Origin of the sequence: Vibrio sp. RE88, assembly GCF_013113835.1 — a bacterium.
Classification (GTDB): domain Bacteria; phylum Pseudomonadota; class Gammaproteobacteria; order Enterobacterales; family Vibrionaceae; genus Vibrio.
Genome location: NZ_VTYQ01000005.1, coordinates 383,971 through 400,290, shown reverse-complemented (window position 1 = coordinate 400,290; position 16,320 = coordinate 383,971). Strand labels below are relative to the sequence as shown.

General features: G+C 43.9%; 18 protein-coding genes. 6 read left to right on the top strand and 12 right to left on the bottom strand.

Annotated features, from left to right (window positions below):
- Positions 1–190: 190 nt before the first annotated feature.
- On the bottom strand, positions 191–1,147 hold the full coding sequence (locus F0265_RS14445; RefSeq protein ID WP_171749403.1) for a LysR family transcriptional regulator: 957 nt from the start codon (positions 1,145–1,147) through the stop codon (positions 191–193).
- Between the two features lie 104 nt (positions 1,148–1,251).
- Here F0265_RS14445 and F0265_RS14440 point away from each other — a divergent pair, with 104 nt between their 5' ends.
- On the top strand, positions 1,252–2,592 hold the full coding sequence (locus F0265_RS14440) for an MATE family efflux transporter (RefSeq protein WP_171749402.1): 1,341 nt from the start codon (positions 1,252–1,254) through the stop codon (positions 2,590–2,592).
- A gap of 36 nt (positions 2,593–2,628) precedes the next feature.
- Positions 2,629–3,087: a hypothetical protein gene (locus tag F0265_RS14435; RefSeq protein ID WP_171749401.1), complete on the top strand. Its 459-nt coding sequence runs from the start codon at positions 2,629–2,631 to the stop codon at positions 3,085–3,087.
- A 51-nt stretch (positions 3,088–3,138) separates the two neighbouring features.
- Here the strand turns inward: F0265_RS14435 and F0265_RS14430 are convergent, their stop codons facing one another.
- From F0265_RS14430 to F0265_RS14420, 3 genes are all read right to left on the bottom strand, one after another.
- On the bottom strand, positions 3,139–4,287 hold the full coding sequence (locus F0265_RS14430; RefSeq protein WP_253809461.1) for an EAL domain-containing protein: 1,149 nt from the start codon (positions 4,285–4,287) through the stop codon (positions 3,139–3,141).
- A gap of 251 nt (positions 4,288–4,538) precedes the next feature.
- Positions 4,539–4,844 (bottom strand): NIPSNAP family protein, encoded by a 306-nt coding sequence (locus tag F0265_RS14425; RefSeq protein ID WP_171749399.1) that lies wholly within the window; start codon positions 4,842–4,844, stop codon positions 4,539–4,541.
- 49 nt (positions 4,845–4,893) lie between these two features.
- Positions 4,894–6,447, bottom strand: coding sequence for a HAMP domain-containing methyl-accepting chemotaxis protein (locus F0265_RS14420; protein WP_171749398.1), 1,554 nt, complete (start codon positions 6,445–6,447; stop codon positions 4,894–4,896).
- Between the two features lie 440 nt (positions 6,448–6,887).
- On the opposite strand from F0265_RS14420, the gene F0265_RS14415 reads away from it, so the two are divergent.
- Both F0265_RS14415 and F0265_RS14410 read left to right on the top strand, forming a co-directional pair.
- Positions 6,888–7,553, top strand: a complete 666-nt coding sequence (locus F0265_RS14415) for a YopT-type cysteine protease domain-containing protein (RefSeq protein WP_171749397.1) — start codon at positions 6,888–6,890, stop codon at positions 7,551–7,553.
- 101 nt (positions 7,554–7,654) lie between these two features.
- A complete protein-coding gene (locus F0265_RS14410) occupies positions 7,655–8,368 on the top strand; it encodes a glutathione S-transferase family protein (protein WP_171749396.1) in 714 nt (237 codons plus the stop codon).
- Between the two features lie 58 nt (positions 8,369–8,426).
- On the opposite strand, the gene F0265_RS14405 is transcribed toward F0265_RS14410, so the two are convergent.
- Entirely contained in the window at positions 8,427–9,296 is an 870-nt protein-coding gene (locus F0265_RS14405) for a LysR family transcriptional regulator (RefSeq protein WP_171749395.1), read from the bottom strand.
- Positions 9,297–9,386: 90 nt separating this feature from the next.
- Here F0265_RS14405 and F0265_RS14400 point away from each other — a divergent pair, with 90 nt between their 5' ends.
- Positions 9,387–10,328 (top strand): DMT family transporter, encoded by a 942-nt coding sequence (locus F0265_RS14400; RefSeq protein WP_171749394.1) that lies wholly within the window; start codon positions 9,387–9,389, stop codon positions 10,326–10,328.
- Positions 10,329–10,391: 63 nt separating this feature from the next.
- On the opposite strand, the gene F0265_RS14395 is transcribed toward F0265_RS14400, so the two are convergent.
- On the bottom strand, positions 10,392–10,928 hold the full coding sequence (locus F0265_RS14395) for a cytochrome c (RefSeq protein ID WP_171749393.1): 537 nt from the start codon (positions 10,926–10,928) through the stop codon (positions 10,392–10,394).
- Positions 10,918–12,144: a sulfite dehydrogenase gene (gene soxC, locus F0265_RS14390; protein ID WP_171749392.1), complete on the bottom strand. Its 1,227-nt coding sequence runs from the start codon at positions 12,142–12,144 to the stop codon at positions 10,918–10,920. Before soxC ends, F0265_RS14395 begins: the two co-directional genes overlap by 11 nt.
- Positions 12,145–12,461: 317 nt before the next feature.
- Between soxC and F0265_RS14385 the strand changes: the two genes are divergently transcribed.
- Positions 12,462–13,700, top strand: a complete 1,239-nt coding sequence (locus F0265_RS14385; RefSeq protein ID WP_171749391.1) for a GGDEF domain-containing protein — start codon at positions 12,462–12,464, stop codon at positions 13,698–13,700.
- Positions 13,701–13,711: 11 nt separating this feature from the next.
- Here F0265_RS14385 and F0265_RS14380 read toward each other — a convergent pair whose 3' ends face one another.
- From F0265_RS14380 to F0265_RS14360, 5 genes are all read right to left on the bottom strand, one after another.
- Complete coding sequence (locus F0265_RS14380) at positions 13,712–14,269, bottom strand: sigma-70 family RNA polymerase sigma factor (RefSeq protein ID WP_171749390.1); 558 nt, start codon at positions 14,267–14,269, stop codon at positions 13,712–13,714.
- Positions 14,266–14,844 (bottom strand): winged helix-turn-helix domain-containing protein, encoded by a 579-nt coding sequence (locus tag F0265_RS14375; RefSeq protein WP_171749389.1) that lies wholly within the window; start codon positions 14,842–14,844, stop codon positions 14,266–14,268. Before F0265_RS14375 ends, F0265_RS14380 begins: the two co-directional genes overlap by 4 nt.
- 36 nt (positions 14,845–14,880) lie before the next feature.
- A complete protein-coding gene (locus F0265_RS14370) occupies positions 14,881–15,279 on the bottom strand; it encodes a rhodanese-like domain-containing protein (RefSeq protein WP_171749388.1) in 399 nt (132 codons plus the stop codon).
- Positions 15,280–15,455: 176 nt separating this feature from the next.
- Entirely contained in the window at positions 15,456–15,689 is a 234-nt protein-coding gene (locus tag F0265_RS14365) for a hypothetical protein (protein WP_171749387.1), read from the bottom strand.
- A 2-nt stretch (positions 15,690–15,691) separates the two neighbouring features.
- A complete protein-coding gene (locus F0265_RS14360) occupies positions 15,692–16,312 on the bottom strand; it encodes an isochorismatase family protein (protein ID WP_171749386.1) in 621 nt (206 codons plus the stop codon).
- Positions 16,313–16,320: the final 8 nt, after the last annotated feature.

Below are 16,320 nucleotides of genomic sequence, written 5' to 3'. Positions count from 1 at the left end.
GGAGGGAAGTATCCGCACGGATGTCGTTAAATCAAAAAACGTTTCAACACTAAACTTAACAGCACATTTATTTACATCTAACACACTGAATAATATAAGAAATAAAGGATAATTTTACAGAGCGTATTTAGCAATTTTTACACCACAGAGAGGGAGAAGAACACCCACTCCACTGGTTAGAATGGTGAGTTCAACCCAAGGTCACGTCTGTTTGGCTCCAGCCAAATTTGTCGCACAGCACTTTGAGTTGGTTCAGCTCATTTTGAGTCTGTTCGACCAACCAGTTAAGGATTTCACTGATCATGGGAGAATGATTGCGTTGATAACAGTAGTACTGCCAGTCGCTATGTTGAAGTGAAAGCTGTTCAGGGCATTTGAGAAACTCACGCTTGAGTTCAGGTAATACCAACAGCAGATCCGTCACAGTCACTCCCTGACCGGACAAGCAGGCACTTAGCGCTAAATCCAAGCTGAAAAACACGGTATCCCTACCCTTTTTCGCCCCTTTCAGATCAGCGTTGCTTAACCAGTTTTTCCAATCCTGATGGTCGAGTGTGGCGTGCAGATGTGGCAACGTCAGAACGTCACTTAACTGAATATGCTGTTTAGAGAGGGATTCAGCGTAGACTGGAGCCATAAACTCATCACGGAGAAAGGTCACATCTGAGCGATTCTGATATCGTTCACGTTTCTGCGTGTTAACGATCAACAGATCGCAGTCTTCAGAATCAAGCGGTGGGTCTTCTTCAATCGATGGGATTATGACAATTTCGTGTTCAGGGTATCGCTCGTTGAGCATCGCAACCTTAGGCATCAGAATACGCGTGGCGTAACTGAGCGCGCTTTTTATCACAATACGCTTCTTATTCGGCACCGCCCACTGAGCAATCAAGCTGTCTAGCGCAACGTAGTTTTTGCGCAACACTTCATAGAGATCTTTCCCTTGCGTCGTTAACTCAATCGCTCGGTGTTTTCGGATCACTAGAGATGCTTTTAGCTCATCTTCAAGTTGCTTTATCTGACGGCTGACTGCACTTTGGGTAACGTTGAGCTCATCAGCCGCTTTGGTAAAGCTCATAAGGCGCGCCACAGATTCAAAGACTTTTAATCCGTTGTGTGAATAAGGGAGACGGTTGTAAGGGGACATAATTCACTCGCATGATCTGAACTCATGTAAGAGTGGCATAAATGTCATTTGAAGGCCAGCCAGCAAACTCGTACCTTATTGTGATAACGATCACGAGGCACACAATGAAAAAAATTCTCTCTCTGGCATTTCCACTGATAATTTCGCAGCTCATCGCAATGGCACTGGTTCTGACTGATGTCTGGATGATGTCGCGACTCAGTGTGTCTGCGCTAGCAGCCGGAGGATTGGGGGCGTCCATCTACAGTTTCGTCTTTATTGTGGCGAGCAGCACCGTGGGTTGTGTGGCGAACTTAATTGCGATTGCTTATGGTCAGCGTATTGCGAGACCGGAATACGGCAATCAGCAAATCCGCTTAGCGGTAAAAGGGGCTGTGCTACTGACGGTGATCCTGTCTGCGATCTTAACTTTATGCTTTGCTTATGCGCCGCAACTACTGGCACTAGCGAAACAGCCTCAGGAGCTGGCTGGCCCGGCCATGGAATACCTAGACGCATTAAAATGGGCCATGTTGCCGTCTCTGATGTTACTAGTACTACGCGGCTTAACCAGTGCGCTTGGTAATGTTCGCTCGATCATGGTGATGTCATTACTGACCGTTGCGCTCAACGTCCCTATCAGCTATTTGCTTGCTTTCCAGCTAGGGCTCGGCTTAGCTGGACTTGGGGCGGGCACCGCTTTAGCAGCGTTCATTGTGATGCTGGGCTACGGCTACTGGGTGTTTAAACGCCCTGAATACATGCCGTTCGCACCGTGGAAAAATACAGATGAATACTCGCTGTCATTGCTTAAACCTTTACTGGCGATGGGCTTGCCTATTGCACTGGCTGCGCTGCTTGAGCATGGCTTGATTTACGGTGGCACTTTGATGGCAGGTACCATCAGTATCGCCGCTCTCGCATTGCACCAAATTCTGCTGCAATGCCTGAGCTTCACCTGGAACATCAACTTTGGTTTCTCGCAAGCCGCAGCAATTTTGGTCGGTCAGGACTACGGTGCGGAAGACTATGATGGTATTAAGCGCACAGCACTGCGAAGCTTTGGCCTGACGACAGTACTCAGCGTAGTGCTGGCAGGCGTGTTTATGTTGTGGCCTGAGCTGATTGGTTCCATTTTCAATCTGGATGCTGAGCTTTCAACTCTACTCGTCGCCGTTCTCTGGGTAGTCGCGCTCTCTTTCATTGTTGATGCATGGCAGCTACTGGCGATTAACCTACTTCGCGGTATGAAGATCGTTGTTGGCCCGACTGTTGTGACTGCTGTTGGCTACTGGCTGTTTGGCCTGCCTGCTGCATGGCTGCTATTGCCAGACTTTGGTTTAGGCGGCATCTGGGGCGGTATCGGTATTGGTCTAGGCGTCACAGGTGTGTTGCTACTTGTTCAGCTTCTGCTGGCGATTAAAAAGCAACGCAATACAGATTCTCTTGCCGTAGCCATGGGTTAGTCGGTAGTATCGCTTCGACCATGAGTGAGAGAAGCGATGACAGACCTCGATATTGAATTTGAACATATTTTTCTGGAAGTAAAAGCCGAACGCTGGCACAGCATCGAGCGATTCTATTTCAGCTACTTTTGCTTCCGGGAAAATTACCTCACCAAGAAAGGTAAGCCCGATTGGGAGCTCGCCCGCCAGCGCTGCCCTCGTTCCCGCTCCCTAACCATCGTTAAGCACGCTGAACTTGAGCCACTGGTTCCGCACGAAGTGATCACCGGAGAAATCAAACGTTACTGGCGAGATGGTTTACTCACGCCAAGAGCATTGCGCCGCATTCTCGACAGCCTTCTGGATTACGTGACCATTACCAAAGCAGAAAAGAACACCTTAAAACAAGCAGGCCTTCTTAACGCAATGCCCGCTTGTTGGTATGACAGTAGAGAAAGAGACCCATACGCTCGCTTGCTCGCAGCCCAGATTGACATAGCAAATCAACCTAGCTGAAATTCCCTAACGACGCGGAAACTCAATAATGCAGGGAACACTTCAATACCCTCACAACTCGCTCACCCAAGCATTGGAATTGGTGATGCAGGTCATAACGGTTTCTTCATTGAGGTCCGTATCCTTCAGTAAAGATTCCAGAAGCTTCCAGTTAGAACTTTCTATCGCTTCCGCTATTGAGAGCAAGGAACCTAATACCCCTTTCCTATGTATAAGGGCATCAGTAATCACATCAGATAATGACAAGGACGAGACAATGTCTTCCAATGCCATATCTAACAGGCCTTCAACAAGTGAGAGCATTCCACAGAGATAGGCAGATTCGGCTAAATGAGGCTGTTTAATGTTAACCGCTAACTCATCGAGCAGCTTTGCTCTTGCAAGTAGATTCCTAAGTATGATGTTGGGTTTACTGGGCGAAAGCGCTGACAACGTTGTGTAAGTGACATACTTTCTTATTCTGTCATTGCCTAAATAGGCCAAAGCTTGTTGCGTGCTTTCTATCGATCTGTTGAGTCTGGAATCATTGTTAACAAAATTGAGTAGCTGTACCGATAAGATTGGATTTCTTTCTATGACTTGATTGACCTTGTGCACTTCAATGTCTCTTTTTGCAACAAGGGCCGAGAGCTTAAAAATATCAACGGCAGACGCAGACAGCTTCTTCGTTTTGATCAACTCAGGTTTTTGATAAAAATACCCTTGAAACAAATCGAAGCCGCACTGACAAGCCTGCTGAAATTCCGTGTTATTTTCTATTTTTTCCGCAACAAACTGAATGTTGGAATGCTGAAAATCACGAATGATCCCGGCGCATTCTTTCATCGAGAGCGCCCTGAGATCTAATTTAATAAAATCAACGAGTTTGTAAAATCGGTCCCATTCAGGAGTGGGTTCAAAATCATCCAGTGCCACGAGGTAGTTTTTTTGCTTTAGTTCACTCACCGCTTTAAACAGCTCATCAGTTGGGCTGCATGACTCAAGGATTTCTACGACGATATCGTTAGAAGAGAAATCAAAGGGGACGCCTTCTATCAAATCTTTATATTCAAAATTCACAAAGCCTTGTTTGTTATCTAGGTTTTTCTTCTGAAAGGTAAGAAACTGCTCAGAAAGAAGACGCATGGTGACTCTTTTTGCATTTTCGGCCTGAAACGCATTTGTATCACTTTCTCTGTATAGCAATTCATAGGCGAACAATTCCCGATTCTGATCGACAATAGGCTGCCTCGCGACAATGGATAGCTTGCTGCTCATAGTATTACCTGACGTTTTTTAATTAGAATTCTTAATAGGTTTGCTTAAAAACTATAGTACAGCGCAATTGCCTCTGTGCGATTTGAAGGGCAGTAAGTCAGAAAATGAGACATAGCTTATTCTCTTCACTGGCTATTTTAGACCAATAAAAAACGGCGCCCAAAGGCGCCGTTAGAAAGACAAGGTAATGCACTTTACTCAAATACAGGTCGGAAGAAGCTCCTTTCGTAGCTAACGATACAATCGGTCTCTTCGGCAAACTTAAACGCCTTCATACACGCTTCATCTTGGAAGGATTTATTACGATACTCATCATAAGCCGTCAGACTTTCAAAAGTGAACAGGGCCAGAGCGACGTTGCTGGCGCCTTCTGACGGCAGAAAATACCCATTGTGCTGGCCGCCAAACTTCTCTACCAGAGGAATCCACATTCTGGCGTATTCCTCAAACTCTTTGACCTTCTTTGGGTTGATAACGTATCGAATGTAACAGGTAACCATTTCTCTACTCCTTGATGTGAATCCATGTCCTAATGTCTGGCTAATTAACTTACGCCTTAAAGCGGTCAATCGCTAGTGTCAGATCCGTAGCTTGACTCGCCACTACAGTGGCGGACTGCGCGTTTTCGGACACAGCCCCTACGTTGGCGTAAGTCAGGTCGCGAATAGTATTAACGTTGCGGGCGATCTCTTCTGATACCGTGCTTTGCTGTTCCACCGCCAGCGCAATTTGTGTGCTGCTGTCGAGGATGTGTTTCATCTCTTCCATAATCGCTTTGATATGGCTAAGGGCCTGCTCAGACATGTCTACGCTGTCGGCACCTTTGTTGCTGCATGACTGGATAGTAGAAACAACCGTTTGAGTCTGCTGTTGTACCGCGCTGATAATATCGGAGATTTCCGCGGTTGAACGCTGAGTTTTTCCTGCCAGTGTTCTAACCTCATCTGCGACTACTGCAAAACCACGCCCCTGCTCCCCTGCTCGCGCCGCTTCAATCGCAGCATTGAGAGCTAGGAGGTTAGTCTGCTCTGCAATCTCACCAATTACGTTCAATACACTGCTGATTTGATCAGACAGTGCGAGCAGATGATTCACCTCACCGCGGGCCGTGGCTAAGTCTTCCGAAAGCGAAGAAATGGTATCGCGTGTTTCGACGATGTCATCAAAGCCAAGCTGAGCCGTATCGTAACTTCTCTGAGTGTTGCCCGCTGCACTTTCCGTTGTACTGGCGACGTCTTTGATTGTCTCGCCCATTTCAGTCACCGCTGCTGCAACGCTGTCGGTTTCAAGCTGCTGCTGGCTTAATGCCTGTTCGGTATCTACGCTGCTTTGCTGGAGCTGAGTAGAGGCGGCACCCAACTCATTGACGCTGCCTTGTACACGGGAGATCAATCCCTGAATGCTCGCCAAAAGTATATTGAGTTGACCGGCCATTTCTGCAATTTCATCTTTTCTATCAGTGTTGGCTTTGAGCGTGAGGTCATGCGTATTGGCAATGGTCGACATCATATCGCTCAACTGCTGGATGTTGCCCTGAACACTGCGAATAAGGAAGTACGAGCCAAACAGGAGTAGCCCTGCAACAAGAATGACAGAGCCGATAATAAAGCGCTCGATACTTATCTGTGCACGTTCAATTTCCGCATCCAGTGTCGATTCAATACCATGGAAAATAGCGAAAATGTCAGTGAACAGACCTTTCATTTCATGCTTGAGGTGTTCGACCTGAGCGGCGTCAGAACCATAACTCGCCGCCAGCATTTCCAGATCTTTGCGGTACAGAGTAATTTTCTTACGTAAGATCGGCAGTTGACGAGCGACAATCCCGAGTTCATCAAGATCATTGGTAAGCATGCCTGATAGAGTTTGGAAGTCCGCATACTCGGCTTTAAATTCTTCGAGTTTGCTCGCTTCTGGTTTGTCTAAAAACTCGTACTCGATACGATTCATCTCTAATAGCGAGACTTCCATATCTTTTACTTCGATTAGGGTTTTCTCAAGATTGAGCAGTTTGAGGTTGCTCAACTCTGTAATGGTTACAATGGTAATAAGCGCAAGAATAGATAGGCCAGTAAGGCCAAATAGTTTTGTTTTTATGGTCATGGTCTTTCTCAATGAAGCAGGCTCAATAACTACTTATTTTTATAATGGTTTTTGCGCTTTGTAACATGTTGTTACAACCATGTCACCCTTACATTGGCGCAAATTTTCTTTTTCTTAATGGTTGTCTATTGTTTGATTCTTAATCTACGGCTTAAAGAGGGAATTTTCGTCATTTAAGCTGCAATTCGTAGCACAACAAAGCTGGTGTTCAATCTCCCACGCTGCAAGCACCTGGGTGACTTTTAAACTCAGAAAGTGTCTTTTTCGAACGATTTGTAACTCTATTGTTCAAAAAACAGGTATGACCACACAATGAAAGCGCTATAGGGATTGATCGAGTTAGATACGCACACAAAGATTAAAGTATGAGCAATTCGACAACATTGGCGGATGTATTAGTGCTCACCTGAGCTGTGGCTCTCACGAGAAGGTCTAGAACTATGAGTATGACATTGTATGAAGCGAATCGTTTTCAATCAGATATCTGCAAGTCTCTGACAACAGAGTGGCTTGGTGAAATGATGAAGGGCTCGCACTATGGAAAGCTCTGGTGTACTCACGCCAACGGAGCGGCAGAGAATGGCGAATTTTATCAGCGGCATCATCTTGATCAGGCGCAGTTAGAATGCACTCAACAGATCCAGTCGATGAAAAACATTCAGACCTTGTTATCCAAGACGCCATTTATTCAGAAACATCCTGCGGAAGCTATGAACTTATTGTCAGCGCGTGGCGCTGCAATAGAGTCTCTCTCAACTCAGAAAACGCAGAAAGTGATGCTGTCGCGAGTGAGAAACATGAAAGTGGTCCGCTCAACAAACCAAATCGATATCAATGGGTTGAAAGCAGAGTTTTCCAATCTGGATAGCAATAAGCGCTTTTATCTGATTTCAGTGCGCGCGAGCAGTGGTTCACACGCCATTGCGGTGGCTTCAAGTAAAGCCAAAGGCTTTTTCAGCCCGTCAGGTTACCTCTATTACTACGATCCAAATCTGAAGAAAGTCGTGAGATGGCGCAGACGCACCGATTTAAAACGCTTTCTGGATAAGTCGCTACTGTCGGACTACCGCTCCATCAACGGCATCTGGCAAGTTGCGCCTGTGTAGACCACAGCCCAAAAATACTTCTAGCATTTATTTCGTCTTCTCCAGTGTACATGCGTCTTACCTCTCGTAGTCAGAATCAAACGATCTGTGAGGAGTAAACAATGATTAAACTGATTAGCTTTAAAAACTGCCCTTTCGTTCAACGTGTCATGGGCGCTCTAGAAATGAAAAAGGTCCCTTACGAGATCGAATACATTGAACTCAGCAATAAGCCACAGTGGTTCTTGGATATTTCACCTAATGGTCAGGTACCTGTCCTTGTGACTGAAGACGAGACTGTCTTGTTTGAGTCAGATGCGATTGTTGAGTATTTGGATGATAAATACGCACCAATTGAAGACGTCAGTGCAGAACAAAAGGCATTGGACCGTGCTTGGTCATACCAAGCAAGTAAACATTACATGGCTCAATGCAGCACCATGTCTAGCAAAGATAAAGAGACTTACGAGACCCGCCTAGCGAATCTATCGAAGTCTTTTGCGAAAGCAGAAGCAAAGCTTGGCAGCAGTTCGTTTTTTAAAGGCGACTTTATTTCTAATGTTGATATTGCTTGGCTACCTCTTCTGCACCGTGCTGCAGTGATCAAAGAGCATTCAGGCATAGATATGCTGGATGGTTTTCCTAAGGTCCAAAAATGGCAAAAAGCGATGATTGACTCTGGGCTGCCATCGAAAACCATTCCTAGCGACTTCATTGAACGCTTTGGTGGCTATTACATGACAAACAATTACATTGCGTCTGTCATAGAAGGAAATGAAAAAAGTACAGCAGCTTGTAACCCAGCAGAAGCTAAATCCAGCTCTTGTTGCGGTTAAAAGGCCACTAACTTGTCACTAATGAAACAGGCCAATCAGCCAACGCTGGTTGGCTTGTTTATCTAACTGGAATTCGAGAAGCCTGCTGCTTTATAAGATCGCTCAAGACCTCTATTTCTTTATCATTCCTCTTCGTTGAACATTGAATACTCAGCTCACACTTACTCTGTGGCGTAAACTCTTGCCTTTGCACGATATCTTGCCAATTTTCCGGAAATGCTAAACCAGGCACAATCGAAACCCCAAACCCCGCTCCAACAATTGCAAACAATGCGTTCATATCTGAGACTGAGGTTTTCACATTAGGCTTCACTTCATACTCCTCGAACATACGACTGATTGCATTTTCACAGCCAGACGATGACATCACAAAATCTTTGCCACTTAATAATGAGAGTGGAACACGCTTAGGCAAAGACTGGTAACGTCCTGTTATGGCGTAGTATTGATCTGCAACAATGGCTTCACCCTCCGGTAAATCATAAGCCACTCCAATATCTGCAATACCACTGTCTACCCATTCTTGCACCTCAGTATCTGTACCTATCAACAGTTCTATATCTAAGTCTGGGTAGTTCCTGTCTACATGCTTTAGTACCTCTGGCAAAACACAGCGCGATGCACTCACCACCGTGGCTATTTGGATATGTCCTGACAAAGCCTGTTTACCAAGCCGCTGAATGTCACCAATGGATTTAAGCGCAATAACAGCACTATCACAGGCACTGTTGCCCGCTTCTGTTAACTCGACACCTCTGGGTTCACGAATGAGCATAGGCACTCCGACAGCAGACTCCAGCGCTCGTACCGCATGGCTGATCGCCGATTGGGTCACGTTCAACTGCTTTGCTGTCACGCTGATGCTCTTGGTCTCACGCAGAGAAACAAGAGTTCTAAGCATCATGATATTGATATTATTTTTGTTCATAATTTAAATATTTTTGTTCATTTTATTCATATCAAACTAATGGCTACATTACCGACTCAGGGTGAATACTACAACTAAGAGGTAAATGACATGAATGGACACAAGGTAGACAGGCTCAGGATGCTTAAAGGGACGCTTTTTGCACTTGGAGCCATCAGTATCTGGGCTGGATGGATGGCGGTGACACGACTTGGCGTAACAACCTCGCTATCTGCTTACGAGATTACTTTGCTGCGATTTAGCGTCGCTGGCACACTACTACTTCCAATCATTTTGAGAAAAGGAACTGGCTTAAAACAACTCGGACTAACAAAGCTGATGATATTAGTTTGCGGAGCTGGTGCTCCCTACTCTCTTATCGCTTCAAGCAGTTTAATCTACGCCCCCGCAGCCCAAGCCGGTGTTCTGATCCCTGGGGTAATGCCTCTTTTTGTCGCACTTCTGGCTTTGATCTTTTTCCGCGAGCGCTTTAACCACAAAAGAAAAGTAGGCTATTTTCTAATGATGGTTGGCTTACTCATCATTGTTGGACTGAATGCTATTATTGGCGCTCACTCATACATTACTGGGCAAATCTTAATGCTATTGGCATCCTTTATGTGGGCAAGCTACACCTTGGTCTTAAAACAATCCAAACTTGACCCACTCCACGCTGCTGCCATTGTTTCATTTTGGTCTTTGATCGCCTTTGTTCCATTTTATTTGTATTCATCAGAGCCTTCTGCATTATTGACAGCACCGCTTGATGACATTCTGCTACAAGCGTTATTTCAAGGGGTAGTCGCTACTATTCTATCTCTCTATTTATTTGGAAAAGCAATTCGTTTGTTAGGTGCTCCAGTAGGGTCGTCATTCGGAGCACTGGTTCCAGTACTCGCCGCCCTCTTTGCTATTCCTCTCCTTGGCGAGGTTCCCACTTCAGCCGACTGGGTTGGTATTGGTTTAGTCTCAACTGGCGTCTACTTAGCAAGCGGCGCCAATTTGTTCAGTCGACTAGGTGAGCGTGCGTTAAATGAGCAACAACAAACTTAGCCAGACAACAATAAGAAACACCGCCAATGAGGCGGTGTTTAAGCAGGAGACGAAGGCCCAATACTATTTAGTCTGATACTGTTGGAAAAGCGCTTTTTCTTCCTCTAACCACTTGCTTCGAGAATACTCTTTGGCTGGCATTTCAACATCAGCTAAGTTTTTTTCGGTTAACTCTAACTGCTGGTCAATGATGTCATTTTTATAAAGCAGATAGGCAGTCAGCGCATACACTTCATCTGGCTTTAATGATTTGACATTCATTGGCGGCATCGCTCGTCGAATGTAGTCAAACAATGAAGTTGCATAAGGCCATGAAGATCCTGTTGACCAAAATGGCGCTTGGTTTTCCCTGCCCACCAGCTTTGGCCCTAAGCCACCTTCACCGTTGGCCCCGTGACAAGCAAGACACTGAACTTTATATAAAGCTTCGCCTTGAATCGCGTTGCCAGCCCCCTTAGGTAGCCCTTGCCCGTCAGGGAAAACCGTAATACTTATTGATTCGACTTCTTGTTGTGTCAGCACCTGCTCAGAAGCAGCAAAGCTCATCATAGACACCAGAAGAAGCCCAGTAATAACGAGCTGAAGTTGATTAAAACGCATTGCGAACCTCCCCTTGTTTAGACACCGCCCAACTTTGTATGGCATTGTAGTGGTTGTAAGAACCGCCAAGATATTTGCTCTTCCAAACTTCATGGGTTGGCTGCACATTGCCAAATTCGTCGGTCGCTCGGCTTTGCAGCTTCGCTGCACTTCCATTCCACTTCCACGGTAAAGTGAATCTTGTTAGTGATTTGCTTAATACAGGCTGCTGAATATCAGCTTCAACCCAAGTTTTCCCACCATCGTCCGAAACTTCAACTTTGGTGACTTTGCCGGCTCCCGACCAAGCAAGACCGGATACTTCGTAAAAACCCGGTGCTGGCAGTTTTTGCTGACCAGAAGGGTGAGTGATCAAAGACTTAACGCCCATATAAAAACTAAACCTTTCGATTGTGCCGTCAGGTAAAGTCTCAGTGTAAGCCCGTGATTCATCTTTCGTATATGCTGGCCTGTCGGTTAACTCCAGCCTGCGTAACCATTTGACGTTCATATTGCCTTCCCATCCCGGAAGAAATAAACGCATCGGATAGCCCTGTGCAGGTCTTAAACGATCACCGTTTTGGTACAGGGCAATGATGGCATCATCCATGATTTTCTCTATTGGGATACTGCGAGCATGCGTGCCTGCATCCGCCCCTTCTGCAATCACCCATTTTGCACTAGGCTTTACTCCCACGGTTTCAAGCAACAACTTGACAGGAACACCAATCCACTCCGATCCCGAAACCAAACCATAGAGCTCCTGCGCAGATTTATCCGGAGCGGACTCTGCTAATGCTTGACTCCAAGTGTTTCCACTGCATTCAAGAAACATGATGCCGCCCGAGTGTGGGTATTTATCCAACTGTTCTAGGTTGAATCGCATTGGTTTATCTGTCAGTCCATGTATGTACAGCTCATGCTCATTTGGGTTGATTTCAGGTATCCCAGAGTGGTGTGCACCAAAATGTAGATCAGAAGGAGTAATGATGCCTCTTTGATGAGCAATAGGCGTAAACGAAGCATTTCCATCAGGATTCACAGTGCGTTTAACATCCTTCTCATGTTTGGAACGAGCACCGTAAGCGGTATCAAATCCGCCAGGTACCAGCATATTTTTTGGTAACTCAATGGTTTTTGCTAATGCAGATGGCACCGCCAGCGCCGTTAGGAATGTCGCCCCCGATTTCAAAAAATCTCGACGGGCAAGAAACCCTGTTTTATTCGATTCATTCATAAAGCATCCTTCGCTTAGTTAAAACGATAAAACAGCCTTCGGAATGTTCGGAAACAGACCTTGATAAAATACAAATTTTGGCTGCTTAATAGTAAGACGAAGTTCAAGTACAAAAGACGAAAATCAGAGGCGAAAAAGATGAATATTTATCTACCGTTAGATACTAAGAAATAGCTTTGTCTCGAAAAACCTCTTATCCTTCAAGTAAATATAATTATATTGTATACTTTCCATCTATTTTAAATCACTTATATCTTGATGGTTAAAATTATCGTCTCTATCATTATAAGCACAGTACTCTATGATGGTTTTTTATTATGAATGAGAATAATCAGGTTATCACCGACAAAGATAAGCTAATAGCACTAGTCAATGAGCTACCTGCAGGAAGTGCAGTTGGAGATAAGTCTGGGAATATCATTCATTTTAATGAAGAGTGGGCTTCTCTACCTGAAAGTCTCCAGAATTTCACTAAGAAAAAAATTAAAGAACAGAAAGTTGGTGATTTCAATCTTGTAGTACGATGTTGTTCAGTAACAATTATTCAGTTTTTTAGTTATTTTGTAGCAATCACTAATAATGAAGATCAACGACTAGCGATTAAAGATAAGCTACTTATGGCTTTACTTCCTTTAATATCAAAAAAAGAAAGTATTTCCGAGTCTATTGTCGAACAAATCGGGTTGTTATTAAATTGGAAAAGAGTAGGTGTAACTCAACTTAAAAACAATGATCAAGTTAATGTTATTTCCATGTGGGAAAATAATGTTCTATTACCTAGTTCAAGCTACTCATTGAAAAACGAACCTTGCCACAAAGTGTTTAGTAGCAAAAAATTCACTCGCGCAAATCGAAAAAATAACCAAGACTTCTCTAGTTCTATAATCATGGAGGGACAATTAGTTTATGCTGGATACCCTTATTATGATTCTGCTGGAAATATAACAGGTCATATATTTTTAGTTAATGATAATCCATGTGTTGATTGGCAGTTAACAGAAGACATACTACACATCGTTTCATCTTTCCTTAGTGCGAACATACAGCTCATTGAAACGGATATGGAAGCCGATAAACAGAAAGAACTAGCTCGAACTGACAGTCTAACGTCTCTCAATAACCGAATGGCTTTCGATACCGATATTGCCTACCACATAAAGAAAGCCTCATTGGTAGCAGAAGAATTTGTACTAGCCATCATCGACCTTGATGGCATGAAGACAATTAATGATAGTCTGGGACACGATAAAGGCGACCGATTTCTGCAAGAATTTTCATCTCAATTGGTTCATGTCGGTAGAGCTAAAGATAGATTTTATCGGATCGGAGGGGATGAGTTTGCTTGTTTATTCCTAGATACCGATTTATCTATAGAAGTTTCTGTTAGAAAAAGAATTAAACATATTATTGACTCTATTAGGGAACTAGAATTTAAAGATGCAGGGGCAAGCTGCGGATTTGCCAGTTCTGGAGAGTTTTCATCTTTAGATAAATTAATAAAATCTGCAGATGAACGAATGTATGAAGACAAGTCAAAAAACAAGAACAGTTATTAGTTTAGCAATAATTAGTAACAACCAAAATTGCAACACTGCTTTTCTTTTCGCTCATGCCCAATAATATAGCCATCTTCATTTCTTAATAAGTAACAACACTCCAATATCATTCTATATAGCATCTCTCTGCCCTTACGAACCTGAGACTTTAAGGTTGAGTAGTTTACTCCTAACAAGTCAGAGTGCTCTTTTTGTGAATAACACAATATATCAACATTCAAAATAAGCTCTGATAACTCGTAAGGAAGTCGACCAATAAGAAATGGTAAACAGGACGACATCTCTTTGTAAAAATCATAGTCATCAATGTTCATCTCAATTTCATTACCCGAAGCGAGCGATTGATACTGTCGTTTTTTGTAGAAATCTATCGCACAATTTTTAGTTACTTTTAATACCCATGATTCAAGTTTTCTTTTATCTCTAACCCCATTAACCCCTATATGAATTTTGAGCATAACTTCTTGAATAATATCCTCTAAGTCATCGGTGCAGCCCGCATATCGGTATAAGCGTCTACGAATTTTTGCTTGGTATTTTAACCAAATGTATTCCGTGTCAATCTTCATAGTACTTGCTCACCAGTAACGAAGTATAGAATCGTAATAGACGCCAATATGAAGAGTGTAAAAAGCATCAACTTTTTTACGAGATCATCCAATTGTTCGATGTAAGACGTTTGGTTTCCGGACCTTGTTATCTCTATATTTCCGGCAGTAGGCTCCTCCGCTATATGAGCTGGTACCTCTGCATTACCTAACTCCCTATCATCATTGATAAAATCATCGCTACATGGCATACCATTAGAATTTTTTTCGACAAGTGCAATGAACTCATAACCTTTTTTCGGGACTGTCTTGATGAACATTGGCAGTTTAGAAGAGTCACTCAAGGCTTTACGAAGAGTAGAGACTGATTGAGTTAAGCTGCTATCATCAACGAAGATTTCCCGCTCTTCCCACAGTACTTTAACTAATTCATTCCTAGATATGGTTCTGTCACTATTGGACAAAAAATACGTAAGCAGCCTGCTCTCATTTGAACCAAGAACAATATCTTCTGTATTTTCATTAACATGGGTTAGTTGGTTTTTTCTAGGGTAAAAGATGAAATCACTCCCTAGTTTGTAGCTTGTCTCAATCATAAATTAACCATCGTATTAGTGTACTAGAACCACTTTTTAGATCGGAGACTCAATCTGATGACCTTCTTCTTTCCAGCGTGCAATCCCTCCTTTCAAGTTATAGGTATGAGATATACCCATGTCATGAGCTGTTTTCGCGGCAAATGCAGAACGCCATCCAGTTGCGCAATAGAAGATAAAGTGCTCGTATTCAGAAAATACTCTAGAAGACACAGGGGTACTGGGGTCGATTTTAAACTCTAACATTCCCCGAGGGATGTGAACTGAATGAGGTATCACTCCATTTCGCTCACGCTCGTCTTGGTCCCTAACATCAATCAAAATGGCTTTTTGAGCCCTTAGTAATTCCTCAGCTTCTTCCGCCTGAATGGTTTCTATCACGTTGTCTGCTTCTTGACGAAGTTGACTGATTCCCTTGCTGATTGTTTGAGTCATTTATTGTCTACCTGTTATTTTGGTCATTCGGTACTTTGAAACATGATCCTCTAGGATCACTTGAAAGGTAAGACGATAAAGGACAAGAAAAGACGAGTTATCTGGCGAAGTTATATCTATAAACTTTTATCTCTCCTCGCCAAAACATGCTTCTGACTCCACATACGTGAAGTGCTTTACTTTTTAGTAACTCCCATTCGAATATGAAGCTTAACCAACATCGGTAACGCCAAATAGGACACTATAGGGACAATGATTCCAACTGAAACAAAGGTCATCACAAACGGATGCTCAGTGACATAGTTTTGTACCCAGGCAGGAATAAAAAATACCAATGGTAAAAGAATAATAAAAGTATATAGCGCCACCCAATGACGATTAGGTGGCGAACCATTACGCTCGCCACTCATGATTATCCCCTTGCGAAATAGCTGTTCATCACATAACCGTATTTGGTGGTATGCTCCGCCAGAACCTGACCTAACGCTTCGCCGTGCTTACTGCGCCAGTCGTTCATCAGCTCAGCCAGAACAGAAGCCCATGTTGTTACTTTCACGCCAGCCTGAGTCAGTCGTTGTATCGTCACTTCCTGAACCGTTTTGTTCCACGTTCCAGATGCATCAATTACTGCGTAGACATCGTAACCTTCTTCAACTGCTGACAGTGCAGGGAAAAGTAGGCATACATCCGTTACGATACCCGCCATGATGATCTTTTTGCGACCTGTTTTCTCAATCGCCTGTTTGAACGCTAAACTATCCCAGGCGTTGATTTGCCCTTCACGCTCGATCACTTCCTCACCAAGTACTTGGGTAATTTCCGGCATCACTGGACCATTTGGACCTTCCGGTAAGCTTGCCGTTACAACTGAAGGCAGTCCGATCGCTTTCGCTGTTCTGGTCAGGCCGACAATGTTGTTTTTCAGCACAGTCGGGTGTTCATCACCAAGCCCCACCATTAAGCCAGTCTGGTGGTCAATCATCGCTAATACAGAGTTGTCTGCTGTTAAGAATTCAGAGTATTTTGTTGTCATGGTCACTT